Raw genomic sequence first — 21,022 nt, 5'->3', positions numbered from 1 at the left:
GCAAAACAATATGATGTAGTACCAGTGCGCAGTAATACATAATTACGCGCATTGGTATAATAACTAAGGTGCTACATAAGTAGTCCCTTTAATTATATTTGTTTTAGGCTTTTAGCCCTTTTATAACTTCACTTGGCTTCATAGGTAAATCACGTAAACGCACGCCTACTGCGTTAAATATTGCATTACCTATGGCTGGCGCAACACCTATAACTCCAGGCTCACCTAAACCAACTGGAAACTCATCACTTTGTAAAAATTCAATGTCCATATCTGGAACATCTTGCATTCTTAGTGGTAAATAAGTATTAAAGTTAGTTGCCGATACCTGCCCATCTTTATACGTATTTGACTCATGTAATGCAAGGCTACTGCCCCACAATAAAGAGCCTTCAATTTGTGCTAATGCACCATCTGGGTGAACAATTAGCCCTGCATCTACAACTACATATAATTTTTTAAGCGTTATTTTACCGCTATCTCGATTAACATGGACATGTGCTGCGGTTGCAAGCCATGCTGGCATTGTACGCTCTTGCCCAGAACTCACTGAAAAACCGATACCCTCATCTTGGCCAAGCTTAACAGAGGCCACTTTATCTGACACCTTTTTAAGCACATTACGTAAACGCAGTGCACCGCCCACACTTTCGGGCGCTTTACCCGCTTGCTTACCTTTCCCGTCTAGCATTTCGATTCTAAATTGAACCGGATCTTTGCCTTGCTTATGGGAAATTTCGTCAATAAACGATTCAAGGCTCCATGCAATCCAACCAGGACCAACTGAGCGCAGCCAACCAGGGGTAAATGTAGTTTGTGCTATTTCGTTATTAATGGCACGTGCTCGGTGACTACTCATGCTATACCAATGATCTGCACCCGATGCTGAAAATGCATCAAATTTACCATTACCATCAACCCCTGGAGATAAAAATCCAGATGCCATTGCTTTAGTAGGCCAGCCTGCAGCAAATGCATGTTCTAAACCAGTAAAAGCGCCACTTTTATCAAAAGACGCCGTCATTTTTGCAGCTGATGCAGAGCGAGACTGATCGAATAAGCTATCGTCCGCTCGTGTAAATACAAGTTTAACGGGCTTACCAACAGCTTTTGCAGTGAGGGCTGCAGGTACGGTCCAATCACCAAATAAACGACGTCCAAAGCCTCCGCCTAAATAATAAGGGCGAATTATGACTTTCTCTTGGGCTACTTCAAGCGCTTTTGCAATGGCTGGTAATGTAAGTGATTGCCACTGGTTACCCGTATGAATTATCCACTGACCGTCTTTAAATTCAACCAGCGCATTGAGTGGCTCTAGCTGATAATGACTTGCCGTAGCCGTGGTGTACATCGACTCTAATGATTCATTGGCATTGGCTTGCGTGTTTTTAATATCGCCTTCATCAACAAATAATGTGCCTGAGTCACTTTGCTCACATAATCGTTTGCCTTCATTTTGAATATCGGCTTCGGTTACATTCGCGGTTTTACCCTTTTTATAGGTCACTTTTAGTGCATCTACCGCTTTTATTGCACTTGGGTAGTTATCAGCTAATACAACAACCCAGCCTTGAACGGTTTCGCTAGGATCGTTTAAAATTTCAAAGCCTTTATAGCCTTTAATCGCTTTAGCTGTCGTATCATCAACATTAGTTACTGTGCTGCCATAACGCGTTGGTGGAATAACAGGTCGAGCGTACAGCATACCCTCTACTTCTACGTCAATGCCGTAAACAGCTGTACCATTTGTTTTAGCAGGTATATCAAGCGCTCTAAAGTCTTGCTTTAGCCCAGTTAAATGACGTTTATTAGCAGGTTTTAATGGTAGCTTTGCCACTTCTTCACTACTAAAAGTACGGTTAAACTCGCCTTTTTTAACAATGTCAGCGTAACTTAGAGATTTATCACCACAAATAATGTGACCTTTTTCAGCATGGCATTTACCCGGCGGTACACCCAGCATAGCAGCCCCTGCATCTATTAATGCAATTCTGCCCGCAGCGCCCGCTTGCGATAACGGCTTAAAGCTTTGAAATACCGACCATGAACCACCCGTTACCATGTAACCCCATTTTTCGTGAGTGTCTACATAAGTAATTGATACTTTATCCCAATCGCACTCTAGCTCATCAGCTACAATACGCGCCAATGCAGTACCAATATGTTGACCCATTTCCGCTTTAGCAATACTGACTTCTACTGCGCCATCGCTGCTCATAGTCCACCAAATTGTTGGTGAAAAAGCTTGCTGTGTAATTGACTCTTTTGCACTTAACGAGCCTGAAAATAGAGCGGGTGCAAATGCCATCACCAAACCTGCGCTGGCAGTACCAATCATAAACGAGCGACGATTTAAATTAACGGTTTCGCTATTTTTTTGAAATAATTTTTTCATTACAGGCTCCAGTTAAGCGTCTTGGGCATTTGGATCAAAAATGTTAACAACATTTTGTGACTCATCGGCAGCGCGTTTAATAGCCGTTTTAATGCGTTTGTATGCCATGCAGCGACAGTAGTTGCCATTCATATGATTAACTATTTCTTCTTCAGATGGGTTTGGGTTAGCAGCAAGTAATGTAGCAGCTTGCATTATTTGCCCAGACTGACAATATCCACACTGTGGTACTTGCTCTTCAACCCATGTTTTTTGAAGAGGGTGTTCGTTATTAAGCCCTTCAATTGTGGTAATGTTTTTACCCGCAATTGCGCCAATTGGTAGTACACATGACCGTGTTGCTTGCCCATCTAAGTGCACAGTACACGCACCACACATTGCAATACCACAACCAAACTTTGTACCTTTTAACCCAATTTCATCACGAATAACCCATAACAATGGTGTATCTTCACTTGCGTGTGATTCAACCACCTTGCCATTAATTGTAAACGTCACCATAGCTTGCCCCTTGATTAATACCCAAGATTTTAAAAACCTTGATTAAAACTTATATAATTTAATTACTTATCGTGTACTTATAATTCATGCTTAGCTAAAAAATCACTTAGCTGCTCTTGCGTATCAATGTCTAATTTTGCATGACTTATATTAATTGTATTTACGATTTCGTTTTTACTGCGCAATAAGTGTTGCGCCCCCTTATCTGAAGTTAAGCTTGCAAGCTTGGATAAATCAACAGCTGGGAATATAGCAGGTACCCCTAAGCGTTCGCCGTAATCTGCGCACCAGCGCGAAGGTGTATGAGTAAACCCTTTAACTAACTCATGTACTTGCTGCGTTTGTAATTCCACCTGATCGCCCAGCATAAACAAAAAACCATCGTAGGTGTTTAGCTTAGAGACAGCCTCAGTTGCCGTTGCAATGCTCCCCCCTAGCCCTTTACCCCATTGTTTGTTTTCAATAAGCTGAACATTTGTATAACCATAAAGTGCCTGTTCAATTTCCTGATGCCAAGCGCCTGTTACTACGTAAACAACCGAATCATCAAGTGCTTGAAGCGTTTTAACCGCTCGCTCAATCATGGTTTGCCCAAACCCCACATTGGCAATTAATTTACAGCCGTTAAAACGCGATGATTGCCCAGCAGCCAAAATCACTTTTGCAATTAGCAAACTTCCTGCCCCCAATTACTTAACGATTGCGCATTTTTATTACTAAGCACCGCATGTATTTCACTTATTAACGAAAGCGCAATGCTCTCGGGCGAATCTCCGCCTAAATTTAACCCCACAGGGCCAAATACTGGTGCGTGTACATTTTTAATAGTGGTATTTGCATGTTGTAGCACTTGCTCTCGCCTGTGTGCTGGGCCTAGTAAACCAATATATTTAAACGGTAAACTTACAAACTGTGCAAGTACGCTGGCATCTAATTCAACACTATGGGCCATTAAAATGACGGCATCTACTTTGTGTTTTTCACAATACGTTTTTAATTCACTTGGTGAGCAGCGTAAAATAGCATCGGCATTTTTAAAGTATTCCCTTTTGGCATTAGCAGCGCGCGTATCCCAAACGCTCACACTCCAGCCAAGCTGCTTTGCTAACGCATAAACAGGGATTGCGTCTGCACCGCCTCCTACTATTAACAAATGAGGTGGCGGATAGATTGAGGTTTGAAGCCAAGTGGCATGATTGATCTCAACTAATTTAGCTTTTCGGTTCATCGATAAGTCGTGTTGCTCATCATTTTGTGTAAACACACCACTACCTTGGGGTAAAACTGGGGTAACTTGTTGGGAGTATTGACCGGGCTTGTTGTCACTTAATGCTTTAAATACATGATCTAATTGTAAATATTCATTATTCTTATGAATAGGCTGCAATAATATGTGTACAATACCACCGCAACCTATACCAAGTTGAAATGTTAAATCGTCCTCATCGGTTGCATCATAACTAATTGTTTTACTGGTTAAAGTGCCCATTACTTGTTTGGCATGGCGCTGAATATCTGCCTCTAAGCAACCACCTGAGAGCATTCCTAATCGCTGCCCTAAACTCGATATAAGCATCATAGCGCCTAGTTTTCTGTAACTAGAGCCTTCTATTTTGTATAAAGTAGCTAACACCCATTCCTGAGTATCTTTTTGAGCATGCCAAGTATTTAGAATGCTTTTTAAATCAGTAACCATATATTGCCTTTACTAAAACGTCTTCTGCGGCTAACAAACTAACAAAACAGTCAATAAATAACCGATTCAGTAACTTAGCTTTGTATTATATCGTTTAACGTATCAATTAACTCATCAAATTGATCATTTACGCTTTGGCGTTGCTTATCGCTGAGTGTGGTATTTAATTGGTACAATAAATTAATATATAAATTGAGGTTTTCTTCATTTGTTTTAAGTAGCGCTTCGCTCATGTAGCGCTCGCGTTCTTTTATTACTGTACTTAACTGAGCTATTAATTCGTTTTGCGTTAAGTTTTTGTTTTTAAATATCTCAATAGCCACATTTAAACGGTTTTGTTTATACTCTAACCACAGTGATTTGGAGTCTTTGTGCTGCTCGTTAGCTGTAATTATTAGTGCTTTTTGATCATTAGTTAGTTCATCTACCCATTTTTCATAATATTCGATTTGCTCTTCTAAACGATCGTTTTTACGCTCAAGCGGTGTCTGTTCGTTGAACTCTTCGCGCTCTTCATCTATTTGTTTTTGAATATTACTTAGTAGCTCACCGCGTTGCTCACTTGATAAGGATGCCCCGAGTTCAGCTAAAGGCATGTGCGCGTATTCGAGTAGATTTTGCCAATGCTTTTTGGCAAAAACCACCTGTTTTTTTAACTGCTCGGTGCTTAGCGTGCTGTTAAAAAGTGACTTAATGTTTTGAATATCTTGTTTGTAGGCAGGCAGCTGCGTACTTCTGTGCCAGGCTTGGGTCGTATTAATGATCTGTTTAAGCTGCTTATTTTGAGTTTTATTTAAATCAATATAATCATCCACCCAAAATGACGAAAGCCAGCTCAAGTTGTTGTAAGTAAATGAAGCTGAACAACTACACAAAAATACCATGCTGATAGCAAAGCATGCATTTATTACTTTTTTAGTTTTAAGATTATTAAGCATCACTTTCCTTATTTTAAATTTTATAATTGCGAAAATCTTATTTGATAATAATTATCATTTAAATATTGACTTGTTTGTTAATCTAACTAATAATCATTACCAGAAACAAAATGTACCGACCTCAGTGCCCATGGAAGAGTATTCAGCAAGGATGCTGACACATTAAACAAGAGCGTGCCGCTTAGTGTTATTACTTACTCAAATGAAGTAATAGCATAAAAAAATCACATCTACTTGCTACATTGCTCATATTAGTGACGGTTAATATGACTCCAAAAAGCCCTAACGGGCTTTTTTTATTCCTTTAAATTTTCTGTAAAATCTGTATCTTACACATCTAAAGCCAATATGCTTAACTTAATATATAAGTGTTTACAGAGCTGTGTTTTATCCACGTTACCTTAAAAGCGCTCACCTTGCGTTTTTATCAAAGCAGGCGTAAAACATAATTCTAGGCACTCATTTTTGCATTTATAAACAGTAAACGATTTAATCATCATTGTATGTACTGAGTATTAAACGTTTATAATGCGTAAATAGCGCAAAAATTTAATACCTATCGTAACTATTAATAATTGGAGACATTGTTATGTCACAGTTTAATTTAAAAGCACTCGTTCTTGCAGGCGTTTTACTTGCCAGCCCTTTTGCTAATGCAACGTTAGAGGATGGCATTAGAGCCGCTAACGAAGGTGAATTTGCAGTCGCCCTAAAAGAATTTGAATACCTTGCGGATAAAGGCTTTGCTCCAGGGATTTACGAGCTAGGCAAACTGTACGAAGGTGGGTACGGTGTAACACGCGATTACTACAAAGCAGCGTCGTTTTATCAACAAGGTGTTAAAAAGAACCATCCTGACTCTATGTTTGCTCTTGCTGTTTTATACGACGAGGGTAAAGGCGTAAAGCTTGATCATCAAATGGCTGTAAGCCTATTTGAAAAGGCCGCTAAAAAGAACTTGCCTGCTGCTCAGTTTAATTTAGGTGTAATGTACTCAAACGGCGTAGGCGTTACACGTGATTATAAGCAAGCTCGCACGTGGTACGAAAAAGCCGCCGCTAATAATTACTCATTAGCACAATTTAACTTGGCACTAATGTATTTTGAAGGCTTAGGTATGCCAAAAGATTTAGAAAAATCTTATATTTGGAACACCATTGCAGAGTACAACGGTAACATGGAAGCAAGCCATAGCCGTAAACTCGATGAACGTAAAATGCTACCTAAAGAAATAGAAGAAGCTAAAGAAAAAGCCGACGCAATTTATGCAAAAATTCAGGCCGGCACTTATGCTGGTGAAGGTCGTTTGTTTTAGTTTACTATCTAACAATTAAAATTATAAAGGCTGGGTTACTCATGTAATTCAGCCTTTTAATTTAAAACTATTTTATGTAAAGCCACTTTAATAATTTAATAATGAGCTTGCTTTGTTTGAGTAATAAACCAATGCGCGGGTTAAATGAGCCCGATACTAATGTATTTTTTGCGTGGCTAAACGTTAAAAACCCTTCAATACCATGATAATGCCCCATTCCTGAATGCCCTACTCCACCAAAAGGTACATCGTCTGCGGTTACTTGTACTAAAGTATCGTTAACGGCAACGGTGCCGCTAATTGTTTGTTTCATAATATACTCTTGAGCGTTTTTATCTTGGCCTAAAATATAAAGTGCTAATGGGTGATGATTTGCCTTAATATAATCAATAGCGCTATCAAGCGTCTCGTAGCTCATTATTGGTAGTATTGGACCAAATAACTCCTCTTGCATAAGCTGCATTTCGTCAGTCACTTGAGTCACTAAATGCAGACCCATTCGATGTTTTTGCTCATCTTGCTGATTTTGCTCAAGTGGCTTAACAATGTTTGCACCAAGCTCTTGTGCTTGCTCTAAATAACTTGATAACCGTTTATAGTGTGCATCACTAATAATTGAGGTTAAGTTTTTACCTTCAACACCATCTTTAAAATGCTTCTTGTAGAGTTCGCACAGCTGCTGAATAAGTTGATGCTCAAGCGCTTTTGGTACAAATACGTAATCAGGGGCTACACATATTTGCCCAGCGTTAGCCATTTTTCCAAATAATAAAGCTTGAGCAGCTTTTTTAATATCTGCATTTTGGGTAATTATAACGGGTGATTTTCCACCAAGTTCAAGTGTTACTGGCGTTAAATTACGACTAGCAGAGGCCATAACTAACTTGCCGACACTTGTTGAGCCCGTAAACAAAATATGGGCAAAAGGGAGCGCCGAAAATTGCGCCGCCACATTACTACCGCCTTGTATTATTTTACAGTGCGCTTGCATGTCGTCTTTAAATATTTGTTCGATTACAGCATTGGTGTGCGGTGTAAACTCACTAAGTTTTAGCATCACTTTATTACCTGCCGCTATAGCTGTAAGCACGGGCACTAAAGCTAACTGAATTGGGTAATTCCACGGGGCAATAATACCAACCACACCTTTTGGCTGATAATTAACACTTACTTTTGAAGGCCATAAACTTAAACCCACTGAACGATTACTGGGCTTAGCCCATTTAGGCAGCTTTTTTATAATGTGCGCAAGTGTTTGCACTGTAGGTAATATATCGCCAAGTAAAGTGTCGAACGCGGTTCTGTAGCCAAAATCTTTTGAGGCTGCATCTACCAGCTCTTGCTCTAGGCTAACAATACGCACACGCAGTTTTTTTAATAAAACAATACGTTTATCAATTGCTAAATAGGGCGTGTTTTTAAAGCTCTTTTGTAATTCATCAAATTGGGAAATGAGTGGCTGTGTGTCAGATGTGTCGATGCTCAAAATAGATTACTCAATTTTTAAAGTTACAAAGGACTATAACCTTGTTCTGTTTTTCGAGCAATAACACTAACTAATGTGATTAAATAGCAGCCTAAATTAAATTTTAGGCTGCTCATAGGGTTGGTTGGAACTAATTTAGAGGATAATTAAAAGCCAAATACTTGCGCTGCAATAGTCATCGTTACTAGCGTAATTAATACAATAGCGACAATATTGAGTACAAAACCTGCGCGGATCATATCGCGCATTTGTATCTGTCCAGATCCAAACACAATAGCATTAGGCGGCGTGGCTACAGGCATCATAAACGCGCAGCTACATGCAATAGCAGCAGGTATTACCCACACTAAAGGTGAACCCGTAATTGACTCTGCAACAGGCCCGAGTAATGGTAAAAACCCAGCGGCCGTGGCTGTATTGCTCGTTATCTCAGTTAAAAATGTAATTAATGCAACCACCACCAGCACACTCATCACAAGTGGAATTGCACTTGCGCCTTCAATCATATGGGCTATGTAATCGGCTAACCCAGATGCCTTTATTTGCGAAGCAAGTGTTAAACCACCTCCAAATAAAAGTAATACACCCCAAGGAACATTTGATGCACTTTTCCAGTCAAGTATTCGCTCATTACTGCCCTTATTGGCCGGTAATACAAATAATAATAGTGCTGCCGCTATGGCGATAGCAGTGTCTGATATTGATAAACCGCTTAAATCTGCAAGGATTGGTCTAAAAATCCAGCATAACGCTGCTAATATAAATACAAATAAAACGCCTTTTTCTGCGTGCTGCATTGTGCCTAATTCACTTAACTGTTTTGTGAATACCGCTTTTGTATCAATACTTTGATTATTCTTAACGTTTTCATCTACTTTGTAAGCAAATTTAGTTAACCACAGCCAGCTTATTATCAACATGCTAATACTTAACGGCACGCCAACAAGCATCCACTGTGCAAAGCCAATTTCAATTTTGTAACTATCTGATAAGTACGCTGCCATGAGTGCATTAGGAGGGGTACCTATCAAAGTGGCAATCCCGCCAATGCTTGCACCATAAGCAATACTAAGTAGCAACGCTTTGCCAAACCCTTCATTACTTGGGTCTGATTGTTTTACTAAATGTGTAATAGATAATGCTATAGGCAACATCATTACCGCTGTGGCTGTGTTTGACATCCACATAGATAAAAACGCTGTTACCAACATCATTGCTAATATTTGTAAACTTGGTTTTTTACCCGCATAAAGCATCGTACTAAGGGCAATACGCTTGTGTAATCCCCATCGCTCCATAGCTATAGAAATTAAAAATCCCCCTAAAAATAAAAATATGAGTGGGTGAGCGTACGGTGCAGTCACACTTTTAATGGCAGCAATACCAACCAAGGGGGAAATAACAATAGGCAATAAAGCCGTTGCAGGGATAGGCACTACTTCACTTACCCACCACGAAGCCATCCAAAACGCTAAACCTGCTGTTTTAAAAGCGGCTTCAGACATCCCTATTGGCGGTGCTATTAAACATGTAAGCAACATAATACTTGGCCCAAGTAATAGCCATAACCATTGCATTTTAGGCTTTTTAGGATCTGATTTTTTGTGTGTTAATTGAGTCATTGTTAATTCCTAAAATTTGTATTTTAAGCCAAGTGCAACGCTATTATCGGCGCTCTCTTGTAGATCTAAATCAGTATAGAGCAGGTAAGCAGTGGTTTGTTTATCAAATACGTAATCTACACCTGTTGTCCACTGCGTTGCATCTGATGCTTGACGAAGCAAAGAATCATCTTTAGCGAACTGTAATTTAGGTACCCATTTATCAAGCGTATAACTTGCACTTAACACATAGCCGTTACCCGACTTTATACCACCTGTTGATTCAGAATGCTGGTACAGTGCCCCGAGCTTTAATTGTTCAAATTTATAGGCAGCTGCTATTCGGCTCGCATTAATATTATTAAGAGAGTCAACATGGCTTACTGAAAAGTAATATGAAGTGTTTTTTAAGCTACGATCACCATAAATAACGGTCGCTGCAAATCCAGCTTCATTATCTTTATTGTCGTCTTTTGGGGCGTAAGTAAACGAAAATTGCGTATTGTGCCAATACTTAGAAGTGTATGTTAGCGTATCGCCAAGTCTATCCTGCCCTGCAATAACTTGAGCTATATCGCCTTGGGTTTCGTTAAAGTTATCGACTTTTCCCTCAGAGTATTTAAAGCGGGTATCGTTTCTTCCCACTACCAGCTCGCCAAATTGCCCTTTTAAACCAAGATAGGTGTTTCTTGCACTAAAGGGCTCTTCGGTGTCATCTTGCTCAAAGCCATTAACTTGCACTTCGTATTTAAAAACAACGTTTAAATATTCATTTAATTTATGCTGCCCTTGAATACCAATTCTCGAAAATGGCGCTTCAATCTGTGTCCCTTTATCTGCGTAGCGCATAATACCTTTATCTGTATTAGCAATTTGTACTTCGGCTTTACCATAAACGTCATATTCAGTAGCGCAAGCCGTGTGCGAATAAAAAGCCAAGCTACTTATTGAGGTGAGTAAAATAGTAGAGTGTGTAAACTTTATCATTATGTGTCCTAATTATTAGAATCTACTTGTTGTCAGGTCTAATAAGGCAACTTTACTGCCAATGATAAAATGTTATTAAATTTTAGGTGGTTAGCTATTTTTAGATATAAAAAAGACAACTAATGTGCGGTTTCCCACACATCATAAAAACGAATCTGTCACGTAAACCACACATTCAGTCAATAAACATATCGCGGTTTAAGTTGTATTTACTCATTTTATCGTAAAGGGTTTTACGAGCTATTTGCAGTGTATCCATCGTATTTTTAATACTGCCATGATTACGCTCTAGGGCTTCTTCAATTAATGACTGCTCATAAAAAGTTACTTTTTCAGATAAGCTTAAATCGGGTGAAAGCTCACCTTTAGCCTGCGTTTTACTAACACTAAAAGCAAGCTCTACTCCTAATAAAACCGCGCGCTCAGCTTGGTTTCTAAGCTCTCTTACATTGCCCGGCCAATCGTATGCTAATAATCGCTGCTGTATTTCACTATTGAGTGGCGCTGGCGGCTTATGATAGCGTGTTGCGGCAATAGAGCTAAAATGCTTAAACAGTAATATTATGTCAGCTTTTCGAGCTCTAAGTGGCGGAATGTCTACTTTTACTAAACTTAGTCGATAATATAAATCGGCTCTAAATTCACCTTTTTCAACAAGTGAAAGTAAATTTACTTTAGTGGCAGCTACAATGCGTATATCTAAATTAATTGGGGTGTTTTCACCTACCGGGGTTACTATACGCTCTTCTAAAACGCGCAATAATTTTACCTGTAAAGACAACGGTGTACTTTCTATTTCATCTAAAAATACGGTTCCACCCTGGGCATATTCAAACTTGCCTTTTCGCGCATGCGTAGCCCCAGTGAAAGCGCCACTAGCGGCTCCAAATAATTCGCTCTCAATTAATTGCTCTGGTACTGCGCCGCAATTTATAGCAACAAAGTTACTTTCACATCGAATACTTTGATCATGTAAATAACGAGCGACAAGCTCTTTGCCTGTGCCTGTTTCCCCTTCAATCATTACATCTGCTGGCGTATCAATTACCGTGTTAAGTAAGTGCATCATGTCTTGCATTTTAGGCGTATCGCCTAATATTCTTACTCCGGGCGCTGACGTTTTTTTAACAGCGAGCTTAAGTGCACGGTTTTGTATTACTAGACTTCGCTTGTCGCAGGCTCTTGCGATGCAATCAAGTAATGTTTCATTTACTGGCTTTTCAAATAAGTCATACGCGCCTAATTGCATAGCTTTAACAGCAATAGTTACATCTGCGTACCCTGTTAAAAATATGATAGGCAGTTCGCTGTCGAACGCCGTTACTTGCTCAAGCAGTGTTAGGCCGTCCATTGCAGGCATGTTTATGTCACTCAGTACAACGCCCATGAAACGACGATTAAGCTTTGTTAGAGCCGTACTTGCATCATTAAAGCATTCAACTGTATAACCCTCGAGGGTAAGCAATTGCTTTAATGAATCTCTGATCATCGCTTCATCATCAACTACAATAATGTGCTTACACTGTGAGTTTTCAATCATCTGTTTTATCCTGCATGCTTGATAAACTGATTATAAACTCAGCCCCGCCTTGTAGTCGATTATGCGCACTTAAAGAGCCATTAAACGAATCAATAATTTGTTTTGAAATAGATAGCCCAAGGCCTAAGCCGTTACTCTCTTTAGTACTATAAAAAGGTTCGAAAATATTACCAAAAGCATGTTGCTCTATCCCAGGCCCAGTATCTAAAATTGAGAGTTTTACTCGGTTATCAAAGCACTCAACATTAAAACTTAATTTACGTATTATTGCGCCATTCATAGCTTGGCTTGCATTGGTTATTAAATTAACTAACACTTGCTCAAATTTAAGTGAATCAACCCACACTATTAACCCGCCATCTAAATTAGGCTGCTCTACGTGTACGTTATCTTGCTTTAGTTGTGAGCTGGCAATCATTAAAGCGTTATTTAATAAGCCCGCTAGCGGATAAGGCCTTAACTGAGTTTGTGATGGTTTGCTAAAATGCTTTAACTGTCCCACTATTTTGTGAACGCGACCTACAAGCCCCTCAACCACCGTAATGCTTTCGCTAAGTGCAGTGTAATTTTGTTTCGCAAGTAAACGTTTAGCGCTTGCTAGGTAAGTATTAATAGCACTAAGAGGCTGGTTTATTTCGTGATTAATACCTGCACTTAATTGCCCTATTGTTGCAAGCTTTGCTGATTGAACTAATGCAACTTGCGTTTTTTCAAGCTCTTGAGTGAGCTCTATCACTTTTTGCTCAAGGCTATGTCTTGAGTAAACTAGCTTTTTATAACCCGCAAAACGAGCAAGTAAACTATAACCAACAATAATAACTAAAACATAAATACTAAATGCCCAAAATAAGCGTATTAATTGAGCTGCATTTACCTTTGTAATATCAACAAGTACGTGCATACGTGCGCTAAAATAACGCAGTGGCTTTGTTGCACTCACATAAAGCTTTTTATTAATTTTAAAATGCGAAATACCTTGGCTCGTATACTGAAATTGCTCAATATATACAGGTTGATGATCTAAATAAGCGCGGCGTAATTTTATATTACGTCGCTTTGCTATATCAAACTCGCTAAAGCTATTTAAACGCCATGTTTGCATATCAGACATAGCAATTACTTTATCACTCAGCTCTAAATAAAAATGGCTACCTTTAGATGTATTTAAAAGCTCTCTGTCGTTTTCAAATTTGCTTACATTTACTTTTAATACAACAACACCCACTGCTTTGTTGTCGTGATAAACAGCTTGCGAAAAATAAATTCCGCGCTCTTTTGAACGCATACCTAGTGCAAAGTAGGCAACTTTTTCACCTGCAAATGCACGTTTAAAGTAAGGCCTAAAGGCAAAGTTACTACCTAAAAAGGTGTAATCGGCTTGCCAGTTACTACTTGCTGTCACTGCACCTTGCGCATTAAGTACAAATATATCTGATGCACCACTGGCTTGTTGTATATCAGCTAAATAGTTATTTATGGCGTTGTAGTGGGCTTGATCGCCGTTTGCAAATTCAATCATTAACTGATTGTAAGTAAGTAGCTGAGGAATAGCTGAAAAACGAGCGAGTTCAGTATCAATATAATCGTTTAATTGAGTAACCTGACGCTGCGCTTGAACTGTTGCTTTTTCTACATCGTGAGCGCGTCCAACCCAAAATGTAACAACTAAAATTAAAACTAATAATAAACATATGGTTATTATGTTTTTTGAAAACGAAAACATGGCCTGCCCGTAAAAATAGCCTGAAAAATTTTAGGGCGCTAGTGTACCTACTTATATGATGCAGGGATATAAACTTTTTGTTAACAAGTGTGTTTAACTTTATTTATGACTTTGGTTTAAATTCGAAAACAAAAAACGCCGCAAACAATGATGTTTGCAGCGCTTATTTAGCTTTAAAAAATTAATACGTTCTTAATTTACAGCTAATGCAGGTTTATTTTTGATGTATTTGTATAAGCCAATTAATGATGCGGCTATCCAAAATATTTCAATTACGAAACTCGCTAAATTAAAGTTGTAACATAGGCTAATTAACAACAATATTGCCCCTGTTAAATTCATCATATTGTAAACTAAGCTGGTTGGAGATGTTTTACCAAGCTGAAGTAAAAAGAATGACCCAACTACTAAAAAAGTACCTGTCATACCTATGATGTCAAATAAAAGTGCTATCACACAACGATCCTTTATCCGTTAAAAAACCCAAAAAACTGGCCCAATCCATGGGGTGGGTGTTTTTTCATTCATTGAAACAGCAAAACCGGGCGATTTTATCAATATTGCGCAATCTCACAAGGGCATATGTCCGCATGATTAATGCTTAATTAAACTGTTTATTTAAAAGTAACTTTTCCACCAATAATTTTATATGCCGGCGCTCCACGTATAATCGCTTCGCGAGCAAAAGGGCGGCTACAATTAGGGCAAATACACGCCTGTGATGTAAAGTCTTGGCTGATACGCTCTTTGAAACATTTAACCAGTGCGCCTTTTCCGCCTTTGCGATACTTAAATAGAGGGGCTTTACAGCCAGAGCAAAATATATCGACTGTTTTGGTGGGGCCTTTTTTGTTGGGTTTTGCCATTATTTCCTTTAAAGAGGATGGTTGAACTTATGAGGGTAGGATAACAAATATACGTTAATCTCTAAAAAAAAATCGTCCTAGTTGCGATGAAAGCACGTTCATATTAAATGGTTTAACAATAAATCCAGAAACCTTGGCTTTTATTACCTGTTTTACTGTATCTGCACTGTCTTCGCAGGTAACCATTAATACAGGAATATCTGCTAGCTGTTCATCTTTTCGAATGTTGTCTAGTAAATTTACGCCATTCATTTTTGGCATATGTAGGTCAGTAATAACTAAATCAAAGTGTTGATCATGTAAAAAAGCTAATGCTTGAAGGCCATCAGTTGCTTCAACAATATTGTTGTACTCGAGCTTTCTCAACATATTAATTAATACATGACGCATGAGTGGCATATCATCAACAACTAATATTTTCATCAATATGTTTACCAATTCCATTATTAGACTAATTTAAAGTTACCCTACTTATAAAAAAGGAGCAAATACAACGCACAGCAAAAATTAAAATTTAAGGCCAAAGCCCTAGAATAAGCCCCATTAATGAAAATTGTAATACGTGGTAACTGCCATTAATTAAAAACAACTTTAAAGGGCGCTGCTCAAAAATATAACTTAGCCCTAAGGAGCTACACACCCAAAACAAACCAATAGCAAAACTAGTCCCTAAGCTCTCCCCTATACCTGCCTCTTTTCCTAAAAATAACGCCAGTACTAATGCAGCTATAAATGCTAATAAAAAACTACCAACAAAAATAAGTTTAGGATCTGCAGATTGTAAATCGAGGTCAGTTAACCCAATACTCTCAAGCCATGCATTTTTAAAAAGCACCTTTGAATACCACACTCCACGAAGCATAAAAGAAGACAACGAAGCCACAAGTATTGCAAAATAATTCACTTCCGTAAAATTCATACACACAGCCATAATACATAGTGCTTAGGGTAATTTGAATGTAGTTACAAATAGCTAAAGCAGCAAATTGCGAACATGAAATTTATGCTTGTTAGTTACAGAAGAAAAAGAAGGGAGTGTTAAAAATCAGCAAATTTAGCATTAGTAGTTGACGCTAAATCGTTTGGCGAGAGTGAAATTTCTAGCCCTCGTTTACCCGCACTAACATAAATGGGATTAAAATTCTGCGCGCTTAGGTGTATAAATGTAGCAAGGCGCTTTTTTTGAGCCAGCGGACTAACACCACCTAAAATATACCCAGTAGCAGCTTGTACTTTTGAAGCCTCTGCCATTGTAACCTTTTTAGTACCACACACCTTTGCGAGTTGCTTTAATTGCACCTGCTGCGTAACAGGCGTTATTGCTACTACAAGCTGCCCTTCGCTTGTTTCGAGCACTAAGGTTTTAAAAACCTGAGCACTATTGAGATTCAACTTTTCGACCGCCTCTTGCCCATAGTTACTATTATTCCCGTCATGCTCATAACTAAGCACATTAAATGTAATTTGTCGTTTTTTAAGTAACTCTATTGCAGGTATCATCGCGTTAACCAATTCAGTGTTAAATAATTTCAAGCAAAAAAAACGGTGCTAATAAGCACCGTTTTTTATTATTTTAGACGATAACTAATTACTTAGTTAAATCGTCAAAGAACTTTTTAACGCCATCAAAAAAGCCTTGCTCTTTAGGACGGTTCTTTGAGCTATCTTTGCCCATACTTTCTTCTAATTCTTTAAGAAGTTCACGTTGACGCTCGTTTAAATTAACTGGCGTTTCAATCACAACTTTACAAATTAAATCGCCTTGAGCACCGCTGCGTACAGACTTTACACCTTTACCACGCATACGGAACATTTTGCCCGTTTGTGTTTCTGAAGGTATTTTAAGCTTAGCTCGGCCATCAAGCGTTGGTACTTCAATTTCGCCGCCAAGACCAGCCGTGGTAAAGCTAATGGGTACTTCGCAGTATAAGTTGTTAGCTTCGCGAACAAATATTTTGTGTTCACGTACTGATACTTGAACATACAAATCACCTGCCGGCGCGCCGTGCATGCCTGCTTCGCCCTCGCCAGTTAATCGAATGCGATCGCCTGTATCTACGCCAGCTGGAATTTTAACTGAAAGCGTTTTAGTTTTCTCAACACGCCCTTGTCCATGACATTTGTTACAAGGGTCTGAAATAATTTGACCTTGTCCCTGACACGTAGGACATGTTTGCTGAACAGCAAAAAAGCCTTGGCGCATTTGTACTTGTCCAGCACCATGACACGTAGTACATGTTTTTGGTTTAGAACCTGCCTTTGCACCGCTGCCATCACATGGTTCACAACTAACCCATGTAGGTACTTTAATTTCTACTTCTTTACCACGAACGGCCTCTTCTAGGCTTAAGTCCATGTTGTAACGTAAATCAGATCCACGTTGTTGACGAGATTGACGTCGACCACCGCCGCCACCAAAAATATCACCAAACACATCACCAAAAATATCACCAAAATCACCTTGACCACCACCGCCAAAGCCACCGTGACCGCCGCCACCGCCTTGTTCAAAGGCAGCATGGCCGTATTGGTCATACATTTGACGTTTCTGATCGTCAGTTAATATTTCGTACGCTTCTTTAACTTCTTTAAACTTGGTTTCAAGTTCTTTATCGCCTGCGGTACGATCTGGATGATATTTCATCGCTAAGCGTTTATACGCTTTTTTTATGTCTCGCTCACTCGCATCTTTGCTTACGCCGAGGACTTCGTAATAATCGCGTTTTGACATATCTATCACACTACTCTTTTCTGTTTGCAGCTAGGCTGCTTGATAAACCGATAAATCGTATCGATTTACCATCTAATTTACATGCAAAAGGCGCGTCAAGCTTTAGCCTGCGCGCCTCAATTGTTCATCCTAACTTAAACACTTAACTGAGTCATGGTATTTAAGTTAGCTAGAAGCTCGGCAAACAATTACTTGTCGTCTTTTACTTCTTCGAACTCTGCATCAACTACGTCGTCATCTTGCTTCGTAGATTGTTGCTGTTGCTCGCCAGCGTCTGCGCCGCCTTGTTGAGCTTTAGCTTGTGCAATTTCCATAAGCTTTTGAGACTTTTCAGCAAGTGCTTGAGTTTTAGCTTCAATTTCAGCTTTGTCATCGCTCTTAATTGCAGCTTCAAGGTCAACAACAGCCGCTTCAATTGCTTCTTTGTCTTCACTTGGAAGTGCATCACCCGCTTCTTCAATTTGCTTACGTGTGCCGTGAACCATTGCATCAGCTTGGTTACGAGCAGCTACTAACTCTTCAAATTTCTTATCGTCTTCAGCATGAGCTTCTGCGTCACGAACCATTTTTTCAACTTCTTCATCGCTTAAGCCTGAAGACGCTTGAATCGTGATTTTTTGCTCTTTACCTGTATCTTTATCTTTAGCAGATACATGTAAGATACCATCAGCATCAACATCAAATGTTACTTCGATTTGTGGTGTACCACGTTGTGCAGGACGAATACCTTCTAGGTTAAATTGACCTAGAGATTTGTTATCGCTTGAACGTTTACGCTCACCTTGTAATACATGAATTGTTACCGCAGACTGGTTATCTTCTGCTGTTGAGAAAGTTTGCGATTTCTTAGTAGGAATCGTTGTGTTTTTCTCAATTAGCGCAGTCATTACTGAGCCCATTGTCTCGATACCTAGAGATAATGGAGAAACGTCTAATAATAGTACGTCTTTAACATCACCCGCTAAAACACCACCTTGAATTGCCGCGCCTACTGCAACTGCTTCATCAGGGTTAACGTCTTTACGTGGCTCTTTACCAAAGAATTCAGATACTGTTTTTTGTACTAGTGGCATACGTGTTTGACCACCCACTAGAATGATATCGTTGATATCGTTTACTGATAAATCAGCATCAGCTAGCGCACGTTTAAGTGGCTCAATTGACTTAAGAACTAAATCTTCTACAAGTGACTCAAGCTTAGCACGTGTCAATTTCACGTTCATGTGCTTAGGACCTGTTGCATCAGCAGTTACATACGGAAGGTTAACTTCTGTTGATTGTGCAGATGAAAGTTCAATTTTTGCTTTTTCAGCAGCTTCTTTAACACGTTGCATTGCAAGAGGATCAGTTTTTAAGTCTAAACCTTGATCTTTCTTGAACTCAGCTACTAAGTAGTTGATTACACGGTTATCGAAATCTTCACCACCTAAGTGAGTGTCGCCGTTTGTAGCAAGTACTTCAAATGTGTGCTCGCCTTCAACTTCATCAATTTCAATGATTGATAAATCGAAAGTACCGCCACCTAAGTCATATACTGCAACAATGTTTTCGCCTTTGTTTTTGTCCATGCCGTAAGCAAGGGCAGCAGCAGTTGGCTCATTGATGATACGTTTAACTTCAAGGCCCGCAATACGACCAGCATCTTTCGTTGCTTGACGTTGTGAATCGTTAAAGTATGCAGGTACTGTGATTACCGCTTCAGTTACTTCTTCACCTAAGAAGTCTTCTGCAGTTTTTTTCATTTTTTTCAGTACTTCAGCAGAAATTTGTGGTGCAGCGCGTTTTTCGCCGCCCGCTTCTACCCATGCATCGCCGTTATCAGCTTTGATGATTTTAAACGGCATGATACCGATATCGCGCTGTACTTCTTCGTCTTCAAAACGACGACCAATTAAGCGCTTAATAGCAAACAATGTATTTGTTGGGTTAGTAACCGCTTGACGTTTAGCAGGTTGACCTACTAAAGTTTCACCGTCTTGCGTATAAGCAATAATAGACGGGGTTGTGCGATCGCCTTCCGCATTTTCAATTACGCGTGCTTTGTCACCATCAAGTACTGCAACACAAGAGTTTGTAGTACCTAAATCGATTCCAATAATTTTACCCATGAAATTTCTCCAACTTCTTTATTCATTAATACGTTCGATGACATAGTAAATAGGGATGCGCCAAACTTAATTCAACTGTAAAAATGAAATTAATTTCATTTTTTGTGATTTATTTAACAAATAACCCTATTTTTTATAAGGAATGGTGATTTTTGCACCACCAGAGGTGGCTTTTAAATACTGGTCTGACAAGTTTGAGTGTGTTATAAATTTATTAAATCGCACTTTTAAGGACTTCTTCATGCATTTTGAGCAATTACTTACCCAAGCAACACACCTTGGCAAATCACAATTAGATGAAAATAACCAAACAATGCAGTTCCCTGCAAATTGGTGCCAAGGTCGTACAGCTTTTGGCGGACTTTCAGCCGCACTTTTGTATCAAGCTATCAGAGGACAAGTAAATGACGAGCGTCGATTACTTTCAGTAAGCACTAATTTTGTTGGCCCATTACTAGCCGATACACCATTCTCTTTATCTGTTGAAATACTCAGAGAAGGAAAAAACAGTACACAAGTACTTGCAAAAGCCATTCAAAACGAACAGGTATGTGTAATAGTACAAGCATGTTTTGCAAAAAACAGAGACTCGGGGATTAATGTGCCTGTATCAAAGTCTTTGAGTTTAAAGCCTGTTGACGAGACACATACATTACCTTTTATAAAAGGTCAGATGCCTGAATTTTTTCAGCATGTTGATTTATGTCCGCAGCAAGGTGGCATGCCTTTTAGTAGTGCACACACATCGCATTTGGGTGGTTGGATGCGCTTTAAACATACGCCAAAACATATTTCTGAAGCTCATGTAATTGCTCTTACCGATGCATGGCCACCTACTTTATTACAAATGTTTAAACAACCGGCGCCGGCAAGCAGTATGTCGTGGTATTTAGAATTTGTTCAATCACCTAATTTAGAACCCGGTGAATGGCTAGGTTTTGAGGCTATTACCCATCACTCTAAAGATGGCTACGGGTTAGAAGATGGCTGTATTTGGTCGCAATCGGGTGATTTAATAGCCCTTACACGCCAAACGGTCGCTTTATTTGATTAAAAACACGGCCAAACAATATTAAACTGTTTGGCCGCTAAAGCGCTTATTATCAGAACGCGTTGTATTAATGTACTAAATATA

The 21,022-nt window shown here is 39.2% G+C and carries 19 protein-coding genes; 2 read left to right on the top strand and 17 right to left on the bottom strand.

What is annotated here, in order from left to right; genetic code table 11:
- Positions 1–103: 103 nt before the first annotated feature.
- From ALFOR1_RS18900 to ALFOR1_RS18880, 5 genes are all read right to left on the bottom strand, one after another.
- A complete protein-coding gene (locus ALFOR1_RS18900; protein ID WP_104644045.1) occupies positions 104–2,395 on the bottom strand; it encodes a xanthine dehydrogenase family protein molybdopterin-binding subunit in 2,292 nt (763 codons plus the stop codon).
- A gap of 12 nt (positions 2,396–2,407) precedes the next feature.
- The gene (locus ALFOR1_RS18895) at positions 2,408–2,896 is read right to left on the bottom strand and encodes a (2Fe-2S)-binding protein (RefSeq protein ID WP_058549809.1); all 489 of its coding nucleotides are present in this window, start codon (positions 2,894–2,896) and stop codon (positions 2,408–2,410) included.
- Between the two features lie 77 nt (positions 2,897–2,973).
- Entirely contained in the window at positions 2,974–3,570 is a 597-nt protein-coding gene (locus ALFOR1_RS18890; protein WP_058549810.1) for a nucleotidyltransferase family protein, read from the bottom strand.
- A complete protein-coding gene (locus tag ALFOR1_RS18885; protein WP_104644044.1) occupies positions 3,564–4,592 on the bottom strand; it encodes an XdhC family protein in 1,029 nt (342 codons plus the stop codon). The genes ALFOR1_RS18890 and ALFOR1_RS18885 overlap by 7 nt, the downstream gene beginning before the upstream one ends.
- Before the next feature lie 74 nt (positions 4,593–4,666).
- Positions 4,667–5,530, bottom strand: coding sequence for a DUF6279 family lipoprotein (locus ALFOR1_RS18880; RefSeq protein WP_104644043.1), 864 nt, complete (start codon positions 5,528–5,530; stop codon positions 4,667–4,669).
- A gap of 589 nt (positions 5,531–6,119) precedes the next feature.
- Between ALFOR1_RS18880 and ALFOR1_RS18875 the strand changes: the two genes are divergently transcribed.
- Positions 6,120–6,845, top strand: a complete 726-nt coding sequence (locus ALFOR1_RS18875) for a tetratricopeptide repeat protein (protein WP_104644042.1) — start codon at positions 6,120–6,122, stop codon at positions 6,843–6,845.
- A 67-nt stretch (positions 6,846–6,912) separates the two neighbouring features.
- On the opposite strand, the gene ALFOR1_RS18870 is transcribed toward ALFOR1_RS18875, so the two are convergent.
- The 12 genes from ALFOR1_RS18870 to dnaK all read right to left on the bottom strand — a co-directional run bounded on the left by ALFOR1_RS18870 (position 6,913) and on the right by dnaK (position 19,887).
- Positions 6,913–8,331: a coniferyl aldehyde dehydrogenase gene (locus ALFOR1_RS18870; protein WP_104644041.1), complete on the bottom strand. Its 1,419-nt coding sequence runs from the start codon at positions 8,329–8,331 to the stop codon at positions 6,913–6,915.
- 146 nt (positions 8,332–8,477) lie between these two features.
- Positions 8,478–9,953, bottom strand: coding sequence for an SLC13 family permease (locus ALFOR1_RS18865; protein WP_104644040.1), 1,476 nt, complete (start codon positions 9,951–9,953; stop codon positions 8,478–8,480).
- A gap of 9 nt (positions 9,954–9,962) precedes the next feature.
- Entirely contained in the window at positions 9,963–10,919 is a 957-nt protein-coding gene (locus ALFOR1_RS18860) for a porin (RefSeq protein ID WP_104644039.1), read from the bottom strand.
- Between the two features lie 175 nt (positions 10,920–11,094).
- Positions 11,095–12,459 (bottom strand): sigma-54-dependent transcriptional regulator, encoded by a 1,365-nt coding sequence (locus ALFOR1_RS18855; RefSeq protein ID WP_104644038.1) that lies wholly within the window; start codon positions 12,457–12,459, stop codon positions 11,095–11,097.
- Complete coding sequence (locus tag ALFOR1_RS18850; protein WP_104644037.1) at positions 12,452–14,182, bottom strand: ATP-binding protein; 1,731 nt, start codon at positions 14,180–14,182, stop codon at positions 12,452–12,454. Before ALFOR1_RS18850 ends, ALFOR1_RS18855 begins: the two co-directional genes overlap by 8 nt.
- 192 nt (positions 14,183–14,374) lie before the next feature.
- Positions 14,375–14,638, bottom strand: a complete 264-nt coding sequence (locus ALFOR1_RS18845; protein WP_058549819.1) for a CBU_0592 family membrane protein — start codon at positions 14,636–14,638, stop codon at positions 14,375–14,377.
- Between the two features lie 158 nt (positions 14,639–14,796).
- A complete protein-coding gene (locus ALFOR1_RS18840) occupies positions 14,797–15,048 on the bottom strand; it encodes a hypothetical protein (protein ID WP_058549820.1) in 252 nt (83 codons plus the stop codon).
- A 54-nt stretch (positions 15,049–15,102) separates the two neighbouring features.
- On the bottom strand, positions 15,103–15,471 hold the full coding sequence (locus ALFOR1_RS18835; RefSeq protein ID WP_058549821.1) for a response regulator: 369 nt from the start codon (positions 15,469–15,471) through the stop codon (positions 15,103–15,105).
- 91 nt (positions 15,472–15,562) lie between these two features.
- Positions 15,563–15,967, bottom strand: coding sequence for a DUF1761 domain-containing protein (locus ALFOR1_RS18830; RefSeq protein WP_104644181.1), 405 nt, complete (start codon positions 15,965–15,967; stop codon positions 15,563–15,565).
- A 119-nt stretch (positions 15,968–16,086) separates the two neighbouring features.
- On the bottom strand, positions 16,087–16,548 hold the full coding sequence (gene ybaK, locus ALFOR1_RS18825) for a Cys-tRNA(Pro) deacylase (protein ID WP_104644036.1): 462 nt from the start codon (positions 16,546–16,548) through the stop codon (positions 16,087–16,089).
- Positions 16,549–16,636: 88 nt separating this feature from the next.
- The gene (gene dnaJ / locus ALFOR1_RS18820) at positions 16,637–17,779 is read right to left on the bottom strand and encodes a molecular chaperone DnaJ (RefSeq protein ID WP_058549823.1); all 1,143 of its coding nucleotides are present in this window, start codon (positions 17,777–17,779) and stop codon (positions 16,637–16,639) included.
- Between the two features lie 188 nt (positions 17,780–17,967).
- A complete protein-coding gene (gene dnaK, locus ALFOR1_RS18815) occupies positions 17,968–19,887 on the bottom strand; it encodes a molecular chaperone DnaK (protein ID WP_058549824.1) in 1,920 nt (639 codons plus the stop codon).
- Between the two features lie 241 nt (positions 19,888–20,128).
- Here dnaK and ALFOR1_RS18810 point away from each other — a divergent pair, with 241 nt between their 5' ends.
- Positions 20,129–20,941, top strand: coding sequence for a thioesterase family protein (locus ALFOR1_RS18810; RefSeq protein ID WP_104644180.1), 813 nt, complete (start codon positions 20,129–20,131; stop codon positions 20,939–20,941).
- The last annotated feature ends 81 nt before the right edge of the window (positions 20,942–21,022 follow it).

The sequence above is a fragment of the Pseudoalteromonas carrageenovora IAM 12662 genome (genome assembly GCF_900239935.1).
GTDB lineage: Bacteria > Pseudomonadota > Gammaproteobacteria > Enterobacterales > Alteromonadaceae > Pseudoalteromonas > Pseudoalteromonas carrageenovora.
The sequence above is the reverse complement of the archived record's forward strand: the minus strand, read 5'-3'. Positions and strand labels throughout refer to the sequence as shown.